The sequence below is a fragment of the Streptomyces goshikiensis genome (assembly GCF_014650555.1).
GTDB lineage: Bacteria > Actinomycetota > Actinomycetes > Streptomycetales > Streptomycetaceae > Streptomyces > Streptomyces goshikiensis.
This window is the reverse complement of record NZ_BMVE01000002.1, coordinates 723,308-740,500: the sequence shown is the minus strand read 5'-3', so window position 1 is coordinate 740,500 and position 17,193 is coordinate 723,308. Positions and strand designations below refer to the sequence as shown.

18 protein-coding genes are annotated in these 17,193 nt (G+C 74.3%); 8 read left to right on the top strand and 10 right to left on the bottom strand.

The window, feature by feature from the left end; all coding sequences use genetic code 11:
* Positions 1-112: 112 nt before the first annotated feature.
* On the top strand, positions 113-1,558 hold the full coding sequence (locus IE248_RS08610) for a short-chain fatty acyl-CoA regulator family protein (protein WP_190030322.1): 1,446 nt from the start codon (positions 113-115) through the stop codon (positions 1,556-1,558).
* Positions 1,559-1,674: 116 nt separating this feature from the next.
* On the top strand, positions 1,675-2,223 hold the full coding sequence (locus IE248_RS08605; protein ID WP_190030321.1) for a hypothetical protein: 549 nt from the start codon (positions 1,675-1,677) through the stop codon (positions 2,221-2,223).
* On the opposite strand, the gene IE248_RS08600 is transcribed toward IE248_RS08605, so the two are convergent.
* Complete coding sequence (locus tag IE248_RS08600; protein ID WP_190030320.1) at positions 2,193-3,140, bottom strand: carbon-nitrogen hydrolase; 948 nt, start codon at positions 3,138-3,140, stop codon at positions 2,193-2,195. The genes IE248_RS08605 and IE248_RS08600 overlap by 31 nt on opposite strands.
* Before the next feature lie 142 nt (positions 3,141-3,282).
* Here IE248_RS08600 and IE248_RS08595 point away from each other — a divergent pair, with 142 nt between their 5' ends.
* Positions 3,283-4,281 (top strand): LacI family DNA-binding transcriptional regulator, encoded by a 999-nt coding sequence (locus IE248_RS08595; protein WP_190030319.1) that lies wholly within the window; start codon positions 3,283-3,285, stop codon positions 4,279-4,281.
* Between the two features lie 46 nt (positions 4,282-4,327).
* On the opposite strand, the gene IE248_RS08590 is transcribed toward IE248_RS08595, so the two are convergent.
* Positions 4,328-4,954, bottom strand: a complete 627-nt coding sequence (locus IE248_RS08590; protein WP_037798595.1) for a YigZ family protein — start codon at positions 4,952-4,954, stop codon at positions 4,328-4,330.
* A gap of 134 nt (positions 4,955-5,088) precedes the next feature.
* Here IE248_RS08590 and IE248_RS08585 point away from each other — a divergent pair, with 134 nt between their 5' ends.
* Positions 5,089-5,493 carry a CoA-binding protein gene (locus tag IE248_RS08585; protein ID WP_100580283.1) on the top strand — a complete coding sequence of 135 codons (405 nt, stop codon included), beginning with the start codon at positions 5,089-5,091 and terminating at the stop codon, positions 5,491-5,493.
* A 19-nt stretch (positions 5,494-5,512) separates the two neighbouring features.
* Here the strand turns inward: IE248_RS08585 and IE248_RS08580 are convergent, their stop codons facing one another.
* Positions 5,513-6,109, bottom strand: a complete 597-nt coding sequence (locus IE248_RS08580; RefSeq protein ID WP_190030318.1) for a helix-turn-helix domain-containing protein — start codon at positions 6,107-6,109, stop codon at positions 5,513-5,515.
* Between the two features lie 95 nt (positions 6,110-6,204).
* On the opposite strand from IE248_RS08580, the gene IE248_RS08575 reads away from it, so the two are divergent.
* The gene (locus IE248_RS08575) at positions 6,205-7,071 is read left to right on the top strand and encodes a DMT family transporter (protein WP_190030500.1); all 867 of its coding nucleotides are present in this window, start codon (positions 6,205-6,207) and stop codon (positions 7,069-7,071) included.
* A gap of 41 nt (positions 7,072-7,112) precedes the next feature.
* Here the strand turns inward: IE248_RS08575 and IE248_RS08570 are convergent, their stop codons facing one another.
* Positions 7,113-7,883: an acyltransferase gene (locus IE248_RS08570; protein ID WP_073796794.1), complete on the bottom strand. Its 771-nt coding sequence runs from the start codon at positions 7,881-7,883 to the stop codon at positions 7,113-7,115.
* 131 nt (positions 7,884-8,014) lie between these two features.
* On the opposite strand from IE248_RS08570, the gene IE248_RS08565 reads away from it, so the two are divergent.
* Positions 8,015-8,566, top strand: a complete 552-nt coding sequence (locus IE248_RS08565) for a gamma carbonic anhydrase family protein (RefSeq protein WP_190030317.1) — start codon at positions 8,015-8,017, stop codon at positions 8,564-8,566.
* A 75-nt stretch (positions 8,567-8,641) separates the two neighbouring features.
* Here the strand turns inward: IE248_RS08565 and IE248_RS08560 are convergent, their stop codons facing one another.
* The 4 genes from IE248_RS08560 to IE248_RS08545 all read right to left on the bottom strand — a co-directional run bounded on the left by IE248_RS08560 (position 8,642) and on the right by IE248_RS08545 (position 12,825).
* Complete coding sequence (locus IE248_RS08560; protein ID WP_073796795.1) at positions 8,642-9,325, bottom strand: DedA family protein; 684 nt, start codon at positions 9,323-9,325, stop codon at positions 8,642-8,644.
* A 57-nt stretch (positions 9,326-9,382) separates the two neighbouring features.
* A complete protein-coding gene (locus tag IE248_RS08555) occupies positions 9,383-11,890 on the bottom strand; it encodes a glycoside hydrolase family 3 protein (RefSeq protein WP_190030316.1) in 2,508 nt (835 codons plus the stop codon).
* A gap of 139 nt (positions 11,891-12,029) precedes the next feature.
* A complete protein-coding gene (locus tag IE248_RS08550; protein WP_073797020.1) occupies positions 12,030-12,182 on the bottom strand; it encodes a DUF2191 domain-containing protein in 153 nt (50 codons plus the stop codon).
* A gap of 190 nt (positions 12,183-12,372) precedes the next feature.
* A complete protein-coding gene (locus tag IE248_RS08545) occupies positions 12,373-12,825 on the bottom strand; it encodes a DUF4442 domain-containing protein (RefSeq protein ID WP_073772598.1) in 453 nt (150 codons plus the stop codon).
* A gap of 96 nt (positions 12,826-12,921) precedes the next feature.
* Here IE248_RS08545 and IE248_RS08540 point away from each other — a divergent pair, with 96 nt between their 5' ends.
* Together IE248_RS08540 and IE248_RS08535 are read left to right on the top strand one after the other, a co-directional pair.
* Positions 12,922-13,959, top strand: a complete 1,038-nt coding sequence (locus tag IE248_RS08540) for a DUF8017 domain-containing protein (protein ID WP_037798578.1) — start codon at positions 12,922-12,924, stop codon at positions 13,957-13,959.
* Between the two features lie 62 nt (positions 13,960-14,021).
* Positions 14,022-15,356 carry an MFS transporter gene (locus tag IE248_RS08535; RefSeq protein WP_190030315.1) on the top strand — a complete coding sequence of 445 codons (1,335 nt, stop codon included), beginning with the start codon at positions 14,022-14,024 and terminating at the stop codon, positions 15,354-15,356.
* 37 nt (positions 15,357-15,393) lie between these two features.
* Here the strand turns inward: IE248_RS08535 and IE248_RS08530 are convergent, their stop codons facing one another.
* Together IE248_RS08530 and IE248_RS08525 are read right to left on the bottom strand one after the other, a co-directional pair.
* Complete coding sequence (locus IE248_RS08530; protein WP_190030499.1) at positions 15,394-16,185, bottom strand: spermidine synthase; 792 nt, start codon at positions 16,183-16,185, stop codon at positions 15,394-15,396.
* A gap of 67 nt (positions 16,186-16,252) precedes the next feature.
* Positions 16,253-17,116: a patatin-like phospholipase family protein gene (locus IE248_RS08525; RefSeq protein ID WP_190030314.1), complete on the bottom strand. Its 864-nt coding sequence runs from the start codon at positions 17,114-17,116 to the stop codon at positions 16,253-16,255.
* Positions 17,117-17,193 lie beyond the last annotated feature (77 nt).

Genomic DNA, 17,193 nt, shown 5'->3' with positions numbered 1-17,193 from the left:
TCGCTCCACACTGCGAAATCCGTACCCGTCGGATCTGCGAATCTGCCAATTCTGCGAATTCTGCGGATGCTACCTTCACCGGCAGGGGACGCGAGAGGGGACCGGGATCCACGTGGGACGGCCTGCCGGGCGGAAGATCTACGCACACGCGAAACTGCGCAGGCTGCGCCGCGAGCGGGGCATGAACCAGGTCGAACTCGCCCGCGCCCTGGGGCTGTCCACCAGCTACCTCAACCAGATCGAACACAGCCGGCGCCCGCTGACCGCCCCGGTGCTGCTGCGGATCGCGGAGGTCTTCGGCGTCGACCCCGAGTTCTTCTCGGAGGCAGCGGAGGAGAGGCTGGCCACCGACCTGCGCACGGCCCTCGGCGACGAGGCGTGCGGCACCTCGGTGCCGCAGGACGAGATCGCCGACGTCGCCCGCGACCACCCCGAGGTGGCCCGGGCGCTGGTCGCCCTGCACCAGCGCTACCGGGAGGCTTCCGAGCGGGTCGTGGCCCTGGCCACGCCCGAGGACACCTCGGCCCTGCTGCCCGCCGAACCCCACGACGAGGTCAGGGACTTCTTCTACGCCCACCACAACCACTTCGCCGCCCTGGAGGCGGAGGCCGAGCGGACCGCCGGGGCCATGGGGCCCGGCCGGGTGGGCCGGGCCGCGGACTCGCTCGCCGCGCGGCTGACGGAACGTCACCATGTCAAGGTCATCCAGGCCGCGCCGGAACGGTCGGCGGACGCGCGGCGTTTCGACGCCGGGAGCGGGCTGCTGTTCCTCTCCCCCTGGCTCAGCGAGGGACAGCGCGCCTTCCAGATGGCCACGCAGCTCGCCCTCCTCGAACACCCGGCCCTGCTGGACGGCCTGGTGGAGGCCGCCGGCCTGGCCTCCCCCCAAGCGGAGGGACTGGCCCGGATCGGGCTGGCCAACTACTTCGCGGGAGCGCTCCTCATGCCGTACACCGCCTTCCAGGCGGCGGCCGAGGAACTCCGCTACGACATCGAGCTGTTGCAGGCCCGCTTCGGCGTCGGTTTCGAGACCGTCTGCCACCGCCTGTCCACCCTCCAGCGCACCGGTCACCGCGGGGTGCCCTTCTCCTTCCTGCGGGCCGACCGCGCGGGCAACATCTCCAAACGGCAGTCCGCCACCGACTTCCACTTCTCCCGGCTGGGCGGCACCTGCCCGCTCTGGACCGTCTACGGGGCCTTCTCCTCCCCCGGTCGGATCCTGACCCAGGTCGCCGAAATGCCGGACGGCAAGCGGTACTTCTGGATCGCCCGGACGGTCACCCGCGGCGGCTTCGGCCACCACGCGCCCCGGGCCGACTTCGCCGTCGCCCTGGGCTGCGAGCTGCGCCACGCACCGCGCCTGGTCTACGCGGAGGGCATCGCCCTGCACGACCCGCGCGCCACCACCCCGATCGGTCTGGGCTGCCGGATCTGCGAACGGCAGGACTGCGCCCAGCGGGCGCGTCCCCCGGCGGGCGGCAGCCTTGCCGTCGACCCCGATCTGCGCACCTACGTGCCGTACCCGGTGGTCAGGGAACACGTGGTCAGGGAAGACTGAGAGCCCGCCGGGCGGCAGGACATCATCCCGAAGGCCGACTCAGGGCTCCCCCGTGCGCAGGCCGGTACCCACTCGTGGATGACGACCGGCCGCAGAGGACCGAAGAGGCTGATGGCATGACAGCCATCGACGGACCTCGCCCCACCACGACCGCGCACGGCACCGAACGGCCGGTGCCCCCATGGGCCTCCCTCACCGCCCGCGCCATCCCTTTGCTGCTGCTGCCCCAGTGCTTGTGGCGATTGCCGTTCGCCTTCGGCTTCGAGATGGGGCTGGAAGCCGAAGGGGCGATGCCGTCGTCCCTGTGGGTGTCCGTCCCCTACGTCTTCGGGCTCAGCTTGGTCACGGAGGGGCTGGCGCTGCTGTCCTTCGGACTGGTGCGGGGATGGGGCGAGGTCGCCCCCGCATGGCTGCCGTTCGTCGGCGGGAAGCCGATCGCTCCCTTCGCGGCGGTCGTCCCCGCCGCCCTCGGCGGCCTGGGCGCGACCGCGTTCTGGGCGCCGGTGCCGCTGAGCTGGTTCGGTGCGGGTGACGCCGCCGCGTTCAGCAGTGGCGGCTGGGAGACACTGGCCGCCCTCTGCATCACCCCCGGGATGCTGTGGGGTCCGCTCGTACTGCTGCTGACCTACTCCTACTACGCGCGGCGTTCGGTGAGGCTGCCGTAGAGCTCGGGGCGGCGGGTGGCCAGGAACGGGAAGAGCTCCAGCCAGTCGCGGCGGGCGTCGAGGTCGAGGTCGGCCACGAGCACGGCCGGCTCGTCGCGCGGCGCCTGGACCAGAACGCGGCCGTAGGGGTCGACGATGAAGGAGCTGCCGTAGAAGGTGAGGCCGTTCTCGGCGCCGATGCGGTTCGGGACGACCATGAAGGTGGCGTTCGCGACGGCGTTGCCGGTGATCACCTTCTGCCAGATCGGCTGGGTGTCGAAGCCGGGGTGGCCCGGCTCCGAGCCGATGGCGGTCGGGTAGACGAGGATGTCGGCGCCCGCGAGGGAGTAGGCGCGCGCCAGCTCGGGGAACCACTGGTCCCAGCAGGTCGGCAGCCCGAGGCTGGCCTCGTCGACCTTCACCAGCGGGAAGGCGTCGCCGTCCGCAGGGCCCTGGCGGAACCACTGGTCTTCGTAGTAGCCCTCGGTGACCGGAATGTGGGTCTTGCGGGTCCGCTGGGCGAGCGTGCCGTCGGGGGCGACCAGGATCGCCGTGTTGTAGCCGAGGCCGTCGTCCGCACCGTCCGGCGCGGGGGCCCGCTCGTACAGGGAGGCGTGCACGTACACGCCGTGCTCCCGGGCGGCCCCGGCCGCGAAGGCGAAGGTCGGGCCGGTCAGCAGGGACTCGGGCTCGGCAGGTACCGGGTGGTCGGCCTTGCGCACCACGGCGAAGTACGGCGACAGCGTCAGCTCCTGGAGGCATACGACGCGGGCCCCCTCGGCGGCGGCGAGCCGGACGCCCTCGCGGAGGGCCGCGAGGTGCTCGGCCGGGTCGCGGTGCCAGCGCTGCTGGACGGCGGCGACCCGTAGCGGCCCGCGGTCGGCGGGGCGGGTCCGGGACGGGGACTCGGGCGGGTTGTACGCGGTGATCAGACGCATGACCTGTTCCAGGGGCGGAGGGAGGGCGCGGCGCGGCGGACGGGCCGGAATCGCCGGTGCCGGAACGTTCCGGCACGACAGGAATGTAGGGCCTGCCGGAACGTTCCGGCAAGGCCGGACCCGAACGTCTAGAATTCGGGACGTGACCCCACCTGCCGTGACCCTGCTCGATGTCGCCCGCGCCGCCGGCGTCTCCAAGAGCACCGTCTCCGACGCGCTCCAGGGCTCCGGGCGGGTCGCGGAAAGCACCCGGGACCGGGTCCGCGAGGTCGCGGAGCAGCTCGGATACCGCCCCAACAGCGCCGCCCGCCGACTGCGGCGCTCCAGCACCGGGGCGATCGGCCTGCACCTGCCGCAGACCGCGACCCGGCTGGACTACTACATGAACCTGGCCTTCGGAGCCGTCCAGCGCGCCCAGGAGGACGGCCTGGACGTGGTCCTGCTGGCCGCCCCCGCCGGCGCCGCCTCCGGGCCGCTCGCCTCCCGGGTCGACGGGCTGCTCGTGATCGACCCCGAGATCGGCGACAGCGCGGTGCCCGGACTGCTCGACGCGGGTGTCCCGGTGGTCACCGGCGAGCGCTACCTCGGCCCTTCCCCGACTCCCACCGGCGCGGTCGTCTGCGACAACGCCGCCTCGCTGACCGCGCTCCTGGACCACGTGCAGGGCCGCGGCGCCCGCCGCCCCGCCCTCCTCGCCCCCGAGGGCGCCTCGGCCTGGGCCGAGGCCCTGCGCGGGACGGCGGCCGCCTGGGGCGGCTCGCACGGCTCTCAAGTCGCCGTGCGCACGGTGCCCTTCGCGGCGACGCCGGCCGATGCGGAGGCCGCCACCCGCCGGCTGCTCGCATCGGATCCCGCGATCGACGCCGTGGTCTGCGCCCCCGACGGGGCCGCGCCCGGGGTCCTGCGGGCCGCGGCGGCCCTCGGCCGCACGGTCGGCGCCGATCTGCTGGTCGCGTCCTGCGTCGACGGCGTCGCGAACCGCGGCGCGAGCCCGCCCGTCACGGCGGTGGACCTGCGTCCGGCCGCGTACGGGCGGGCCTGCGCGGAGCTCCTCTGCGACATCCTCGCCGCCCGCACCCCGCCGGACACGGTGCGCCGGCACGCCTGGGCCCTCGAAACCCGGCCGTCCACCACCGGCTGAGGGGCCCGGCCACCGGGACTGCCGGGCGCACGGCGGCGGGCGGACCTCAGGGTGCGTACGTCTCGCCGCCGAGGGTGAGGGTGGCGCTGCCCGCCGTACTGTCGGCGAGCCAGGCCTCGAAGCCCGGCAGGTCCGCCTCGGGGAGGGCCACCTCGATCTCGACCTCGGCCCCGTAGCGCAGGTCGACCACGGTCCGGCCGGTGGAGCGCAGGTCGTTCTGGGTCTTGCCGGCCCGCTGGTGGTCGACGGTGACGGTGGCCAGCCGGTAGCGGCGGCGGGTGACGGTGCCGAGCGCGTCGAGCGCCTCGCCGACGACTCCCCCGTAGGCCCGGATCAGGCCGCCGGCGCCGAGTTTCACACCGCCGTAGTAGCGGGTGACGACGGCGACCGCGTACCGGATGTCGCGGCGCGTCAGCATCTGGAGCATGGGCACTCCGGCGGTGCCGCCGGGCTCGCCGTCGTCGCTGGCCTTCTGGACGGAGGCGTCGGCGCCGATGACGTAGGCGAAGCAGTTGTGCGTGGCGGTGGGGTGCTCCTTGCGGACGCGCGCGATGAACTCCTGCGCCTCCGCCTCGGTCGCGGCGGGCGCGAGCGAGCACAGGAAGCGCGAGCGGTTGATCTCCGACTCGTGCACGCCCTCACGGGCCACCGTCACGTACTGGTCTGCCTTCACCTCCCCACCCTAAGCGGTGCCCCGGCCCCGTTCGGCGGGGGAATCGAACGGGCGGGTCCGCGGTTGTCGCGGTGTGCGGGCCGGCGGCTTGACCGGCCCGCGGACGAGAGCGCGAGCAGCAGGAGGCGGCACACGTGTACGGCGACCCGGCGACCATCCGCAGGATCCTCACCGAACTCGGCGACACCTGGGCGGTGGTGGGCCTGTCGAACAACGAGGACCGCGCCGCGTACGGCGTGGCCCGGGTCCTCCAGAGGTTTGGCAAGCGCGTGGTCCCCGTCCACCCCAAGGCGGAGACGGTGCACGGCGAGAAGGGGTACGCCTCGCTGGAGGCGATCCCCTTCAAGGTGGACGTGGTGGACGTCTTCGTGAACAGCGCCCTCGCCGGCGCGGTCGCCGACGAGGCCGTGGCGGTCGGCGCCGGGGCCGTCTGGTTCCAGCTGGGCGTGGTCGACGAGGAGGCCTTCGCCCGTACCCGCGGGGCCGGGCTGGAGATGATCATGGACCGCTGCCCGGCGATCGAGATCCCCGCCCTGTGAGGGCGTGACGGGACGGGCCTCAGCGCTGTACCGGCACCTCGGGGCCGCTGACCGGCGGGATCGAGATCGCCATGGTCATCTCCATCGGCTCGGCGGTGTCGTTGCGGTACGCGTGCGGCTGGTTCGCCTCGAAGGAGACGGCCCCGCCCGCAGGCACCTCGTACGGCTCCCCGTCGACGACCAGGGTGAGCCGCCCCGCCGTGACGTGCAGCATCTCCAGCGTCCCGGCAAGGTGCGGGTCCGAGGCCGTGCCCTCGCCCGGTTCCAGGCGGTACGTCCACACCTCCAGCGGCCCGCGCCGGTCGTCGCCGAGCAGCATCGTGGCACCGCTGCCCGCCTCGGTGGACCACATCCGCACCCCCTCTCCCGGCAGCACCAGCTGCACCCGCGGGCCGCGGTCGCGGTCCAGCAGGGTCGTGATGCTGACCCCGAGGGCGTCGGCCAGCTTGACCGTGGTGCCGACGCTGGGGTTCGTACGGGCCTGCTCGATCTGGATGATCATCCCCCGGCTGACTCCCGACCGGGCCGCCAGTGAGTCCAGGGTGAACCCCCGCTCGCCGCGCCAGTGCTTGAGGTTCCGGGCGAGCGCATGGGTGAGGTCTTCGAGGTCCGACACAGTTCCGTCCAATATCCTGGTTGGCAGAGTCCAATACAGTGAACTACCGTGCAGTGCACCGCACCGTTCACCGCACTGTACTGCGAGGCCTCGTCATGACCGCCCTCTTCGCCCTGGCCACCGCCGTGCTCTGGGGTCTCGCCGACTTCGGCGGCGGGCTGCTGACCCGTCGGCTCCCGGCCCTCACCGTGGTCGTGGCCTCGCAGATCGTCGCCGTGATCGTCCTCGGCGCGGTGGTCCTCACCACCGGCGCCTGGCGGGAGGCCGGACCGCAGTTGTGGTTCGCGGTCGCCGCGGGCCTGGTCGGGCCGGTCGCGATGTTCAGCTTCTACAAGGCGCTGGCCCTCGGTCCCATGGGCGTGGTCTCGCCGCTGGGCTCGCTCGGGGTGGTCGTCCCCGTCGTGGCCGGACTCGCCCTGGGCGAGCGGCCCGGGGCCGGCCAGTTCGCCGGCATCGCGGTGGCCGTCGTGGGCATCGTCCTCGCCGGCGGTCCGGAGCTGCGCGGCGCGCCCGTACAGCGGCGGGCCGTCGTGCTCACCCTGGTCGCGGCCTTCGGGTTCGGCGCGGTGATGGCCCTGATCGCGCACGCCTCCAGCAGCGTCACCGGGCTGTTCCTCGCCCTGTTCGTGCAGCGCGTCACCAACGTGGCCGCGGGCGGCGGCGCCCTGTGGCTCCGGACCCGGCGCGGCACCCCGGCCCTGCCCGAGGGCTCGGGCCCTCGGATCCTGTGGGCGCTGTTGCCCGCGCTGGCCTTCGTCGGCCTCGCGGACGTCGCCGCCAACGGGACGTACTCGATCGCCGCCCAGAACGGCCCCGTCACCGTCGCCGCGGTGCTCTCCTCGCTCTACCCGGTGGTCACCGCGCTCGCCGCCTTCGCGGTCCTGAAGGAGCGGCTGCGCGCGGTCCAGGCGGCCGGCGCCGGCCTGGCCCTGGCCGGCACGGTACTGCTGGCCGCCGGCTAGAGCGGCCGGCAGTACCGTGCCGGCCCGACGGCCGGACCCGGCTAGACCGTCTCCTGGGCCTCCGCCGCCCTCTGCTCGGATTCCGTCAGCGCCGCCAGCGCCCGCAGCTGCTCCGGCGTGACCCCGTCCGGTATCGGCACCGGCGCCGGGGTGCGCAGCGGCGGCGTCCAGCCCGTCTCCGGCTCCCAGCGCCGTACGATCCGCGCGGGCGCGCCCGCCACGACGGCGTGGTCGGGCACCTCGCCCCGTACGACGGCGCCCGCGGCCACCACGACGTTGCGGCCCAGCCGCGCCCCGGGCAGGATCACCGCTCCCGTGCCGAGCCAGCAGCCCGGGCCGATCTCGACCGGGGCGCTGCGCGGCCACTGCTTGCCGACGGGCTCGTGGGGGTCGTCGTAGCTGTGGTTGGTGGAGGTGATGTAGACCCCCGGCCCACAGAAGGTGTCGTCCCCGATGGTGATCCGGGTGTCGGCTATGACGTGGCTGTCCCGGCCGATCACCACGCCGTTGCCGAGCACCAGCACGGGCTCCGGGCCGAGGTCGAGGTCCGGCATCATCCCGGCGGTGAGGGTGACCTGCTCGCCGATGATGCAGTGGTCGCCGAGGCGGATCCACGGCTCGCCGAAGACGGTGCCCTGGGGGAAGGCGAGGCGGGTGTGCGGCCCGATCGCGCCGAACCGCAGCCGGCCGGGGGTCTGCGCGGTGACCGCGCCGGCCTGCTGCATCCAGCGCCAGCCGGCATGGGCGGCCCGGCTCGCGAGACGGCGGCGCAGGACCTTCAGGGATGAGAACGTGTTCTGGTTCTTCGGCACCGGGCCACCGTAACGCCCCCGCACCCGGACCGCGCCGTGATCTTCACCCCATCGCGGACCGGGCGGGGGTGGTGGCCTACCGTGCCGGTAGCGCGGCAGGCACCCGGACACGAAGGACTGAGGAAGAGAAGATGACGCATCAGACGGATCAGGGCCGGGCACTCGTGGCGGGCGTGAACGGCAGGAGCCCCCGGATCGACCCCACGGCCTTCGCCGCGCCCACCTCCGTCGTGGTCGGCGACGTCACCATGGCCTCCGGCGCCAGCATCTGGTACTCGGCGGTGCTGCGCGCCGACTGCGGCCCGATCGTGCTCGGCGCCGACAGCAACGTGCAGGACAACTGCACGATCCACGTCGACCCCGGCTTCCCGGTCTCGATCGGCGAGCGCGTCTCCATCGGCCACAACGCGGTGGTGCACGGCTGCACGGTGGAGGACGACTGCCTGATCGGGATGGGCGCGACGGTGCTGAACGGCGCGGTGATCGGCGCCGGCTCGCTGGTGGCCGCGCAGGCGCTGGTCCCGCAGGGCATGGTGGTCCCGCCCGGCTCGCTGGTCGCGGGCGTACCGGCGAAGGTGCGGCGCGAGCTGACGGACGAGGAGCGCGAGGGCATCAAGGTCAACGCCCTGATGTACGGGGAACTGGCGAAGCAGCACGCCGCCTCGGTCACCCCGAACCCGTAGCGCCCGCCCGGCAGGGGCCGGCCGGGCCGCGGGACCGGCCCGGGCCGCCCGCGCGCCGGCCGGGAGGCCGGCGCCTCAGTCGGAGACAGCCGCCCGGGCGTCTTCGGCCGGGGCGTCCTCGGTGGAGGCGGCCGGGGTCGGGACCGGGAGGGACTTGGCCGCCTTCTTCATCCGGCTCCGCATCACCAGCGTCACCACCAGGCCGAACAGCACGGCCGCCGCCAGCGCCGCCCAGGAGAACCGCTTCAGCCACGGCTCCGCGACGACTCCGACCGAGTAGATGACGGCCGTCGTGCCGCCCGCCCACAGGATCCCGCCGAGGACGTTGGCGATCAGGAACCGCCAGTACGGCATGCGCAGCACACCGGCCAGCGGCCCCGCGAAGATCCGCAGCAGCGCCACGAACCGCCCGAAGAAGACGGCCCACATGCCCCACCGGTCGAAGGAGCGTTCCGCCAGCGCGACGTGCTCCGGGCCGAAGTGCTTCGGGAAGCGCCGGCCTAGCTTCTCCAGCAGCGGCTTGCCTCCCCGGCGTCCGATCGCGTAGCCGATGGAGTCGCCCACGATCGCCCCGACGCTCGCGCAGACGCCCAGCACCACGGGGTCGATCTCCCCGTGCTGAGAGGCCAGCAGCGCGGAGCTGACGAGGACGATCTCGCCCGGCAGCGGTATGCCGAGGCTCTCCAGGCCGATGACCAGACCCACCAGGAGATAGATGCTGACCGCCGGAATCGTCTCCAGCCATTCCTGGATGTGCACCGGTACGTCCTCCCGTATCGCGGCGACGCGTCCCCTGCGGCGCGCCGAACGGGCAGCCTATCCGCTCCTCACCACAGCCTTTGCCCGCAGTGGGAGTTCCCTGGAGGAACGGCCCACGAACACCTCCCGACGGCCGGAACCCAGCACCCAGCCGCGCGCCTCCGGGTCCCAGGACGACAGCGCCCGGGCATCGACGTCGATCACCACCCGCCGCGCCTCCCCCGGCGCCAGCGTCAGCCGCCGGTAGCCGGCCAGGGCGCGCACCGGCTGGTCCAGCTTCAGGTCCGGGGAGGGGCCGACGTAGACCTGTGCCACCTCCGTCCCCTTGCGGCGGCCGGTGTTGCGCAGGGTGAACTCGACGCGCAGCCCGCCGCGCTCCGCCCGGACGACCGGTTTCTCGTACTCCCAGGTCGTGTACGAGAGCCCGTGCCCGAACGGGAACAGCGGGGCCACCTTGCGCTCGTCGTACCAGCGGTGGCCGACGTACACGCCCTCGGTGTACTCCTGGCGGCCGCCCAGCCCGGGGTAGCGCAGCAGGTCGCCGCCGACGGGGGTGGCCAGTTCGTCGGCCGGGAAGGTCTGGGTGAGGCGGCCGCCCGGGTCCACGTCCCCGAAGAGGAGGTCGGCGGTGGCGGCCGCGCCCTCCTGGCCCGGGTAGTACATCTGGAGGACCGCTCCGGTACGGGAGAGCCACGGCATGGTCGTACTGGAGGAGGTGTTGAGCACGACCGTGGTGCGCGGGTTCGCGGCGGTGACCGCCTCGATCAGCCGGTCCTGTCCCCCCGGCAGTCCCAGGGAGGTACGGTCCCTGCCCTCGGTGGCGTCCTCGTAGGCGAACAGCACCACGCTGCGGGCCGCCTTGGCGGTCTTCACGGCCTCGGCGAGATCGGCGGCCCGGGTCGCCCCGGTGGTGTGCCGGAGCCGGAAGCGCTGGCCCCGCTCGCCGCCCTCGGCGCTGACGGCGAGCCGGTGGGGGCCCTCCTTGAGCGCGAGGGTGCGGCGGCGGACGGCGCGGCCGTCGGGCGCGGCGGAGAGGAGGCCGCCCGCGAAGTCCTCGGCGACGCCCTCCCGGACGGGGAACAGTTCCTCGCCGTCGAGGCGGACGCTCGGCCGCTTCCCGGTGTAGTGGACGGTGAGGGTCCATTCGTCGTCGGCGGCGAGGCTGAAGCCGCCCTCGTGGCTCCAGCGCCCCCCGGGAGCGACGGCCCGGTCGTCGAGGGCGGCGGCGGGCGTCAGCAGGCCGGCGGGGAGGGGGCGCCCGTAGACGTCCTCGCCGAGCGCGTGGCGGACGGTTGCGCCGTTCCCGGCGCGCTGCCGGATGGCGTCGAGCGGTGCGGCCGCCCGGTCGGGGACCACGTGCGCACTGCCGCCGCCGCCGACGAAGGGGACCTGGCCGGTCGGTCCGATCACCGCGATGGACCGAGCGCCGGCCCCGGTCAGCGGCAGCGTGGCGTGCTCGTTGCGCAGCAGCACCGCCCCGGCGGCGGCGACCCGGCGGGCGGTCCGGGCTCCGGCGGCTGCGTCGCGCGCGGGGCGGGCGGCGGGGCGGTCCGTCAGCAGTCCGAACCGGTCCATGGTGGTCAGCACCCGGCGCACCGCGAGGTCCACGGCCTCCTCGGGCACGGAGCCGGCCCGCACGGCCTCGCGCAGCGGGGCGCCGAAGTGGGTGCCGTCGGGCATCTCCATGTCGAGGCCGGCGTTGATGGAGGCGACGGTGCTGTGGGCGGCGCCCCGGTCGGACATCACCCAGCCGTCGAACCCCCAGCCGCCGCGCAGCAGTTCGTCGAGCAGCGGCTTGCTCTCGCAGGCGTAGGTGCCGTTGACCTTGTTGTACGCGCCCATCACCGCTCCGGCGCCGGCGGCCACGGCGGCCTCGAAGCCCCGCAGTTCGGTCTCGTGCAGCGTCTGTTCGGCGGCGACGACGTCGATGGTGTCGCGGCCCTGCTCCTGGTTGTTGAGGGCGAAGTGCTTGACGCCGGCGATGAGCCCCTCGTCCTGGATGCCGCGCACGAGTTCGCCGACCAGGTCGGCCGTCAGCCGGGGGTCCTCGGAGAGGGTCTCGAAGTTCCGCCCGGCGAAAGGGGTGCGGATCAGGTTGACCATGGGCGAGAGCAGGACGTCCTGGCCGAGCGCGCGGCCCTCCCGGCCGAGGACCCGGCCGTACTCGCGGGCGAGGCCGGGGTCGAAGGCGGAGGCGAGCAGGACCGGCGCGGGCAGTGCGGTGGCGGGCCGGGCGACCCGCACCCCCGCGGGCCCGTCGGCGAAGCGCAGCTCCGGGATGCCGAGGCGCGGTACGCCGGGTACGTAGCCGGCCTGGCCGAGCGGGGCCGGGTCCTGCGCGCCGTGCAGCAGGGCGGTCTTCTCCTCCAGGGTGAGCCGGCCGAGCAGGGCGTCGACGCGGGCCGCGCTCCCGGGGCGGGCGGCGCCCCCGGCCGCGGCGGGTGAGGGGGGCCGCCGCAGCGCCGCGTCCGTCGGGAGGGCGGCGGAGCAGCCCCCCGCCCCGAGCGCGGCGCCCGCCGCCCCGAGCAGCCGGATCGCGGATCGTCTGGACAAGGCCTCGCTCATGGGCGCTCCCCGCGGAGTCGGCATCGGAGTCGACCGGCGTCAGTCGGCGGGAGCGGCCCGCGCCGGACCGCTCCCGCCGACCACTGTGCGCCGCCCGCCCCGCGGGCCCGCCCCTGACGCGCCACCGCGCCGCCGAGGTTCAGCCCTGCGGCGGCCGCCGCGCGGCGTCGGGTTCCCGGCGGGGTTCGTCCTGGGTCTGGACCCGCGCCTCGGTGCGGTGGCCGCGGGCGATGTAGTCCCGTACGACGGCTTCCACCGCGTCCTGGGGCGAGCCGATCCCGGCGAGCACCATGACCTCCACCACCAGTTCCGCGTCGAGGCTGACACTGACCTTGGCCGTCTTGTTCACGCGAACCCCTCCCCTTCGTCGTGCGAGGGACTCTAGCGGCGCGGGATCCCGCCCGCCGCGGATCGGGCGGAAGAGACAAGTGCGGGGCCGCGCCCTTTCGGACGCGGCCCCGCACTCCTCCACCGTCGGCCCGCTACGCGTTCGGGCGGAGGGTCCAGACGACCGTCATCTCGCCCGTCACGGCCTCGTCCTCACGCTGGATCGCGATGGTGACGGGGAACTCGGGGCGACCGCCGGCGTCGAGCTCGGCGACGACCTCGGCGACGGGACGGCCCAGGGTGGCGGTGGCCGTCACGACGCCCTTGGCGAGCTTCTTGTAGCCGATCTCGGCGCTGACGGCCAGCGGCACGGCGCGCGAGAGCTGGTCACCGAAGGCGGCCAGCACGATGGCGCCGCTCGCGGACTCGGCCAGGGTGAACATGGCTCCCGCGTGCGGACCGCCGACGTGGTTGTGGAAGTCGGGCTGGTCCGGAAGGCGGACGACGGCGCGCTCCGGGGTGGTCTCCAGGAACTGGAGGTTCAGGGTCCGGGCCATCGGCACGGTCGCGGCGAGCAGTTCGCCCACGTTCATCTGGTCTGCGCTCATGGGACGCGATGTTACCCACGAGTAGACGTCCTTGACCAGACCTGTTACGGGGGCGGCCGTTACCCGCCGCCCCCGGTCCCACTATCGTTACCGGCCATGTGGCCAGGACAGCAGCAGCCGCCCGGGGGCGAACAGAACCCCCAGGACGCGCAACAGAACCCGTACCAGCAGCAGCCGGGACAGCCGAACCCGTACAACCAGCAGCAGCCGGGGTTCGGCGAGCAGCAGCCCGGTTACGGATACCCGCAGGCGGGCTACCAGACGCCGCCTCCCACCCAGCCCTGGGGCCAGGCCCCGCAGCAGCCGGCCGCCCCGCGGGGCGGCGGCACCAGCCCGTACGCCACCAAGACGGTCGCCATCGTCGCGGCCTCCGCGGTCGTCGTGGCGGCGGCCGCCACGGGCGCCTTCGTCCTGACCCGGGACGGCAAGAAGAACACCGAGGCGAACGACAAGCCCGCCGCGGCCTCTTCGGCGCCCCCGAGCTCGGCCGCGCCGGCCGCCCCGAGCGGCAACCCCCGCTCCGAGGACGAGATCAAGCCGGTCATCCCCGGCTGGAAGGTGGTCGTCAACCCGAAGCACGGGACCGTCTTCGACGTTCCCCCGGAGTGGAACGTCGCGAGCTCCGGCATGTCCACGGGCTTCGAGGACGAGAAGAAGAAGGACGGCTCCGCCTTCGTCATGATGTCGGCGCCCGCCTTCCTCAAGGAGGACTGGTGCAAGGTCGACTCCGACAAGAACGGCAGTGAGGAGACGACCTCGCTGGCCGGCACCGGCACCAAGGGCGCCCAGGGCGCCAAGGACACCGCCGAGGCCTCCGTGAACGCCGCCGAGAGCTGGGTGTTCGCCGCGTACGCGCAGACGGTGAAGAACCCGCGGGAGGTCGTGAAGTCCACGCAGCCCAAGGAGTACACCACCGCCTCCGGCCTCAAGGGCCACGTCGTCACCGCGACGGCGAGCCCGGTGCCGAAGGAGAACAAGTGCTCCTCCGACGGCAAGAGCATCGCCTTCAGCTTCAAGAACACCAAGGGCGACTTCGCCACCTGGGTGCTGTACGGCGCCGCCGGCGTCGAGGGTGAGGTCAAGCAGGAGACCTACGAGAAGATCCTGAGCTCGGTCCGCCTCATCACCAGCTGACTCCAAGGCCCCGGGCCGGTTATCCGTTTGGATTCTCGGCCCGGGGCGGGGATAGTCCACAGGTGAGCTCTCCCCCCGCCGACACCCCCCGCGACACCTTCCGTACGTCCGCACCCCGCCGCCGCAGACCCGAGTGGGCCGGCCGCAACTACACCCTGCTGACCGGTGCGGCCGTCGTGACGAACCTCGGCAGCCACGGAGCGCTCATCGCGGCCTCGTTCGCGGTCCTGGAAGCCGGCGGCTCCGGCGGTGACGTCGGCCTCGTGGCCGCCGCCCGTACGCTGCCGCTCGTCCTCTTCCTCCTCATAGGCGGCGCCCTCGCCGACCGGCTGCCCCGGCACCGCGTGATGGTCGCGGCCAACGCGCTGAACTGCGTCTCGCAGGCCGCCTTCGCCGCCCTGGTCCTGACCGGCGACCCACAGCTGTGGCAGATGATGCTGCTCACCGCGCTCTGCGGCACCGGTACGGCGTTCTTCAGCCCGGCCGCCGAGGGGATGCTGCTCTCCAGCGTCTCCGGCGAGCACTCCAACCGCGCCTTCGCCCTCTTCCGGATGGCGATGAACGGCGCCGGCATCGGCGGCGCCGCCCTCGGCGGAGCCATGATCGCCGCGATCGGCCCGGGCTGGGTACTGGCGGTGGACGCGGCCGCGTTCGCGGTCGCCGGAGCCCTGCGGGCCTTCCTGGACGTGAGCCACGTCCCCGGCCGGGCCCCCGGCGGCGGTCTGCTGGCCGACCTGCGCGAGGGCTGGGTCGAGGTCAAGACCCGCCCCTGGCTGTGGAGCATCGTGCTCCAGTTCTCCGTCGTCGTCGCCGTCGTGGGCGCCGCGGAGGCGGTCTACGGTCCGCTCGTCGCCCGGGACCGGCTGGGCGGCCCCGCCCCCTGGGGTCTGGCCCTGGCCTGCTTCGGCGTCGGCACGATCGCCGGGGCCGTCCTGATGATGTTCTGGAAGCCCCGCCGGCTGCTGCTGGTCGGCACCCTGTGCGTGTTCCCGCTGGCGCTGCCGTCGGCCGGGCTGGCGGTGCCCCTGCCGGTGTGGGGCCTGTGCGCCGTGATGCTGGTCAGCGGGCTGGCCATCGAGGTGTTCGGCGTGAACTGGATGACCACGATGCACCAGGAGATCCCCGAGGAGAAGTTCTCCCGCGTCTCGGCCTACGACTGGTTCGGCTCGGTGTCGATGCTGCCGCTGGCCACCGCGCTGGCCGGCCCGGCCGAGACCGCCTTCGGACGGACCTCGGCGCTGTGGGGCTGCGCCGCCCTGGTCATCCTCGGCACCGCGGCCGTCCTGCTCGTCCCGGACGTCCGCAGGATGACCCGCAAACCCCCGAAGCCCACCGCCGCCGTCCCCCCGGGACCGACCGCCACCGCCCCGGCCGAGGCCTACGACACCACGGTCTGAACCGCCGCGGACGCGGCGGGTGCGGTCGGCCCGGGCTTCAGCCCAGGCTGAACGCGCCCTCCGGCGGCACCGGGGAGGGCACCGCGGCCGCGTCCGGCACCGGCAGCGCGCCCCGCGCGAACCGGGCCAGCGCCGCCCCCGCCTCCACCCGGGCGGGAAACGCGTCCGCCACGCACCGCCGGGACAGGGCCGCCAGCGGCAGCTCCCGGTCCGAGGCGACCAGCACCGCGTTCCCGAACCGCCGCCCCCGCAGTACGGACGGCTCGGCGATCAGCGCGAGCTCCCCGAACACGGCCCCGAAGTTCGCCAGCTGGGCCTTCAGGAAGCCGAACGGCGCTCCGTCGGCCAGGTTCGCCGCGTACACCCCGCCCGGGCGCAGCACCCGCGCCGCCTCCCTCGCGTACTCGGCGGAGGTGAGCTGCGCCGGGACCCGCGAGCCGCCGAACACGTCGGCCACGATGAGGTCCGCGCTGTCGGCGGCCGCGCCCTCCAGCCAGCCGCGGGCATCGGCGGCGTGCACCGTGACCCGCGCCCCGGCCGGCAGCGGGAGGTGCTCCGCGACCAGCTCCACCAGTCCCGCGTCGAACTCGACCACCGTCTGGCGGGATCCGGGCCGGGTCGCCGCCGCGTAGCGGGGCAGGGTCAGCGCGCCGCCGCCCAGGTGCAGCAGGTCCAGCCCGGCGCCCGGTTCGGCCGCGCAGTCGAGCACGTGCGCGAGCCGGCGTACGTACTCGAACTCCAGGTGCTCCGGCTCGTCGAGGTCCACGTACGACTGCGGGGCCCCGTCGACGGTCAGCAGCCAGGCCCGCTCCCGGTCCACGTCCGGCATCAGCTTGGCGGTGCCCTGGCCCACTTCCCGGATCACCGGGATCTGTTCGTCGCTCACCCCTCCATTGTCAGGCCGCCGGGCCGGACCAGACCGCGGCGGCCTCGGCGGCGTGCTCCGCGGCCTGCGCGAGCCCGGCCCGGGCCGCCGGGGCCCGCCGGGCCGGGTCCAGCACGTTGCGCCCGAAGGTCTTGCGAGCCGCCGGGGACGGCGTGATCAGCAGCACCCGCGCCCCCGCCGCCCGCAGCCGCGCCGCCTGGGCGGCGGGCGAGGGGGCCAGCCCGGAGCCGAGCGTCATGGGGGCGATGATCACGACGCGGGCGTATCCGGCGGCCAGGTCGGCGTTGGTCGCGGAGCGGATCCCGCCGTCGATGAACCGCCGCTGTCCCACCGTCACGGGCGGCCACACCCCGGGCACGGCGCAGCTCGCCGAGACGGCGTCCACCAGGCCGGCCCCGCTCTCCCGGTCGAAGGCGGCCAGTTCCCCGCTCAGCGCGTCGACGGCGGTGACGACGAGGCGCCGCTCGGGCCACTCGTGCGAGACGAGCCGGGCCGCCAGCACCTCGCGCCGCTCGCTCTCGTCGGCGCCCCCGGCGGCGGCCAGGGCCATGGCGCCGACCCGGCGGCGGTAGGCGGTGGCGTCCCGGGAGCGGGCCATCGCGAGGGCGTACCTGGCGACGAGCCCGGCCCCGAACCTGGCCACCGCTTCCCCGGAGCCGTCGCCGAGCTGGCTCTCGTAGAGCTCCTCGGGGGTGAGGAGCCCGGAGGTGAGCTGGGCGCCGACGAGCGAGCCCGCCGAGGTGCCGACGACGAGGTCCGCGCGGCTCAGGTCCACGCCCGCGCGGGCGAGCCCGCAGAGGATCCCGGACTCCCAGCCGACGCCGGTGAGTCCCCCGCCGCCGAGCACCAGTGCCGTGTCCCGGCCGCCGCCCATGTCCGTCCGCCCCTCTTGACCCGTCAGTGGTGACGGCAGTCTGGCGCACGCCGTCCGCCGTCACCACCACGGGGTCG

Excerpts from the sequence above, each read along its gene's own strand:
- IE248_RS08545 (WP_073772598.1), bottom strand. The coding sequence starts at position 12,825 with ATGAGCGCAGACCAGATGAACGTGGGCGAACTGCTCGCCGCGACCGTG.
- IE248_RS08575 (WP_190030500.1), top strand. The coding sequence starts at position 6,205 with ATGACCGCCCTCTTCGCCCTGGCCACCGCCGTGCTCTGGGGTCTCGCC.
- IE248_RS08605 (WP_190030321.1), top strand. The coding sequence starts at position 1,675 with ATGACAGCCATCGACGGACCTCGCCCCACCACGACCGCGCACGGCACC.
- IE248_RS08600 (WP_190030320.1), bottom strand. The coding sequence starts at position 3,140 with ATGCGTCTGATCACCGCGTACAACCCGCCCGAGTCCCCGTCCCGGACC.
- IE248_RS08530 (WP_190030499.1), bottom strand. The coding sequence starts at position 16,185 with ATGCCGGACGTGGACCGGGAGCGGGCCTGGCTGCTGACCGTCGACGGG.
- IE248_RS08550 (WP_073797020.1), bottom strand. The coding sequence starts at position 12,182 with ATGGTGCTCGCCGGGATCGGCTCGCCCCAGGACGCGGTGGAAGCCGTC.
- IE248_RS08540 (WP_037798578.1), top strand. The coding sequence starts at position 12,922 with ATGTGGCCAGGACAGCAGCAGCCGCCCGGGGGCGAACAGAACCCCCAG.
- IE248_RS08525 (WP_190030314.1), bottom strand. The coding sequence starts at position 17,116 with ATGGGCGGCGGCCGGGACACGGCACTGGTGCTCGGCGGCGGGGGACTC.
- IE248_RS08565 (WP_190030317.1), top strand. The coding sequence starts at position 8,015 with ATGACGCATCAGACGGATCAGGGCCGGGCACTCGTGGCGGGCGTGAAC.
- IE248_RS08555 (WP_190030316.1), bottom strand. The coding sequence starts at position 11,890 with ATGAGCGAGGCCTTGTCCAGACGATCCGCGATCCGGCTGCTCGGGGCG.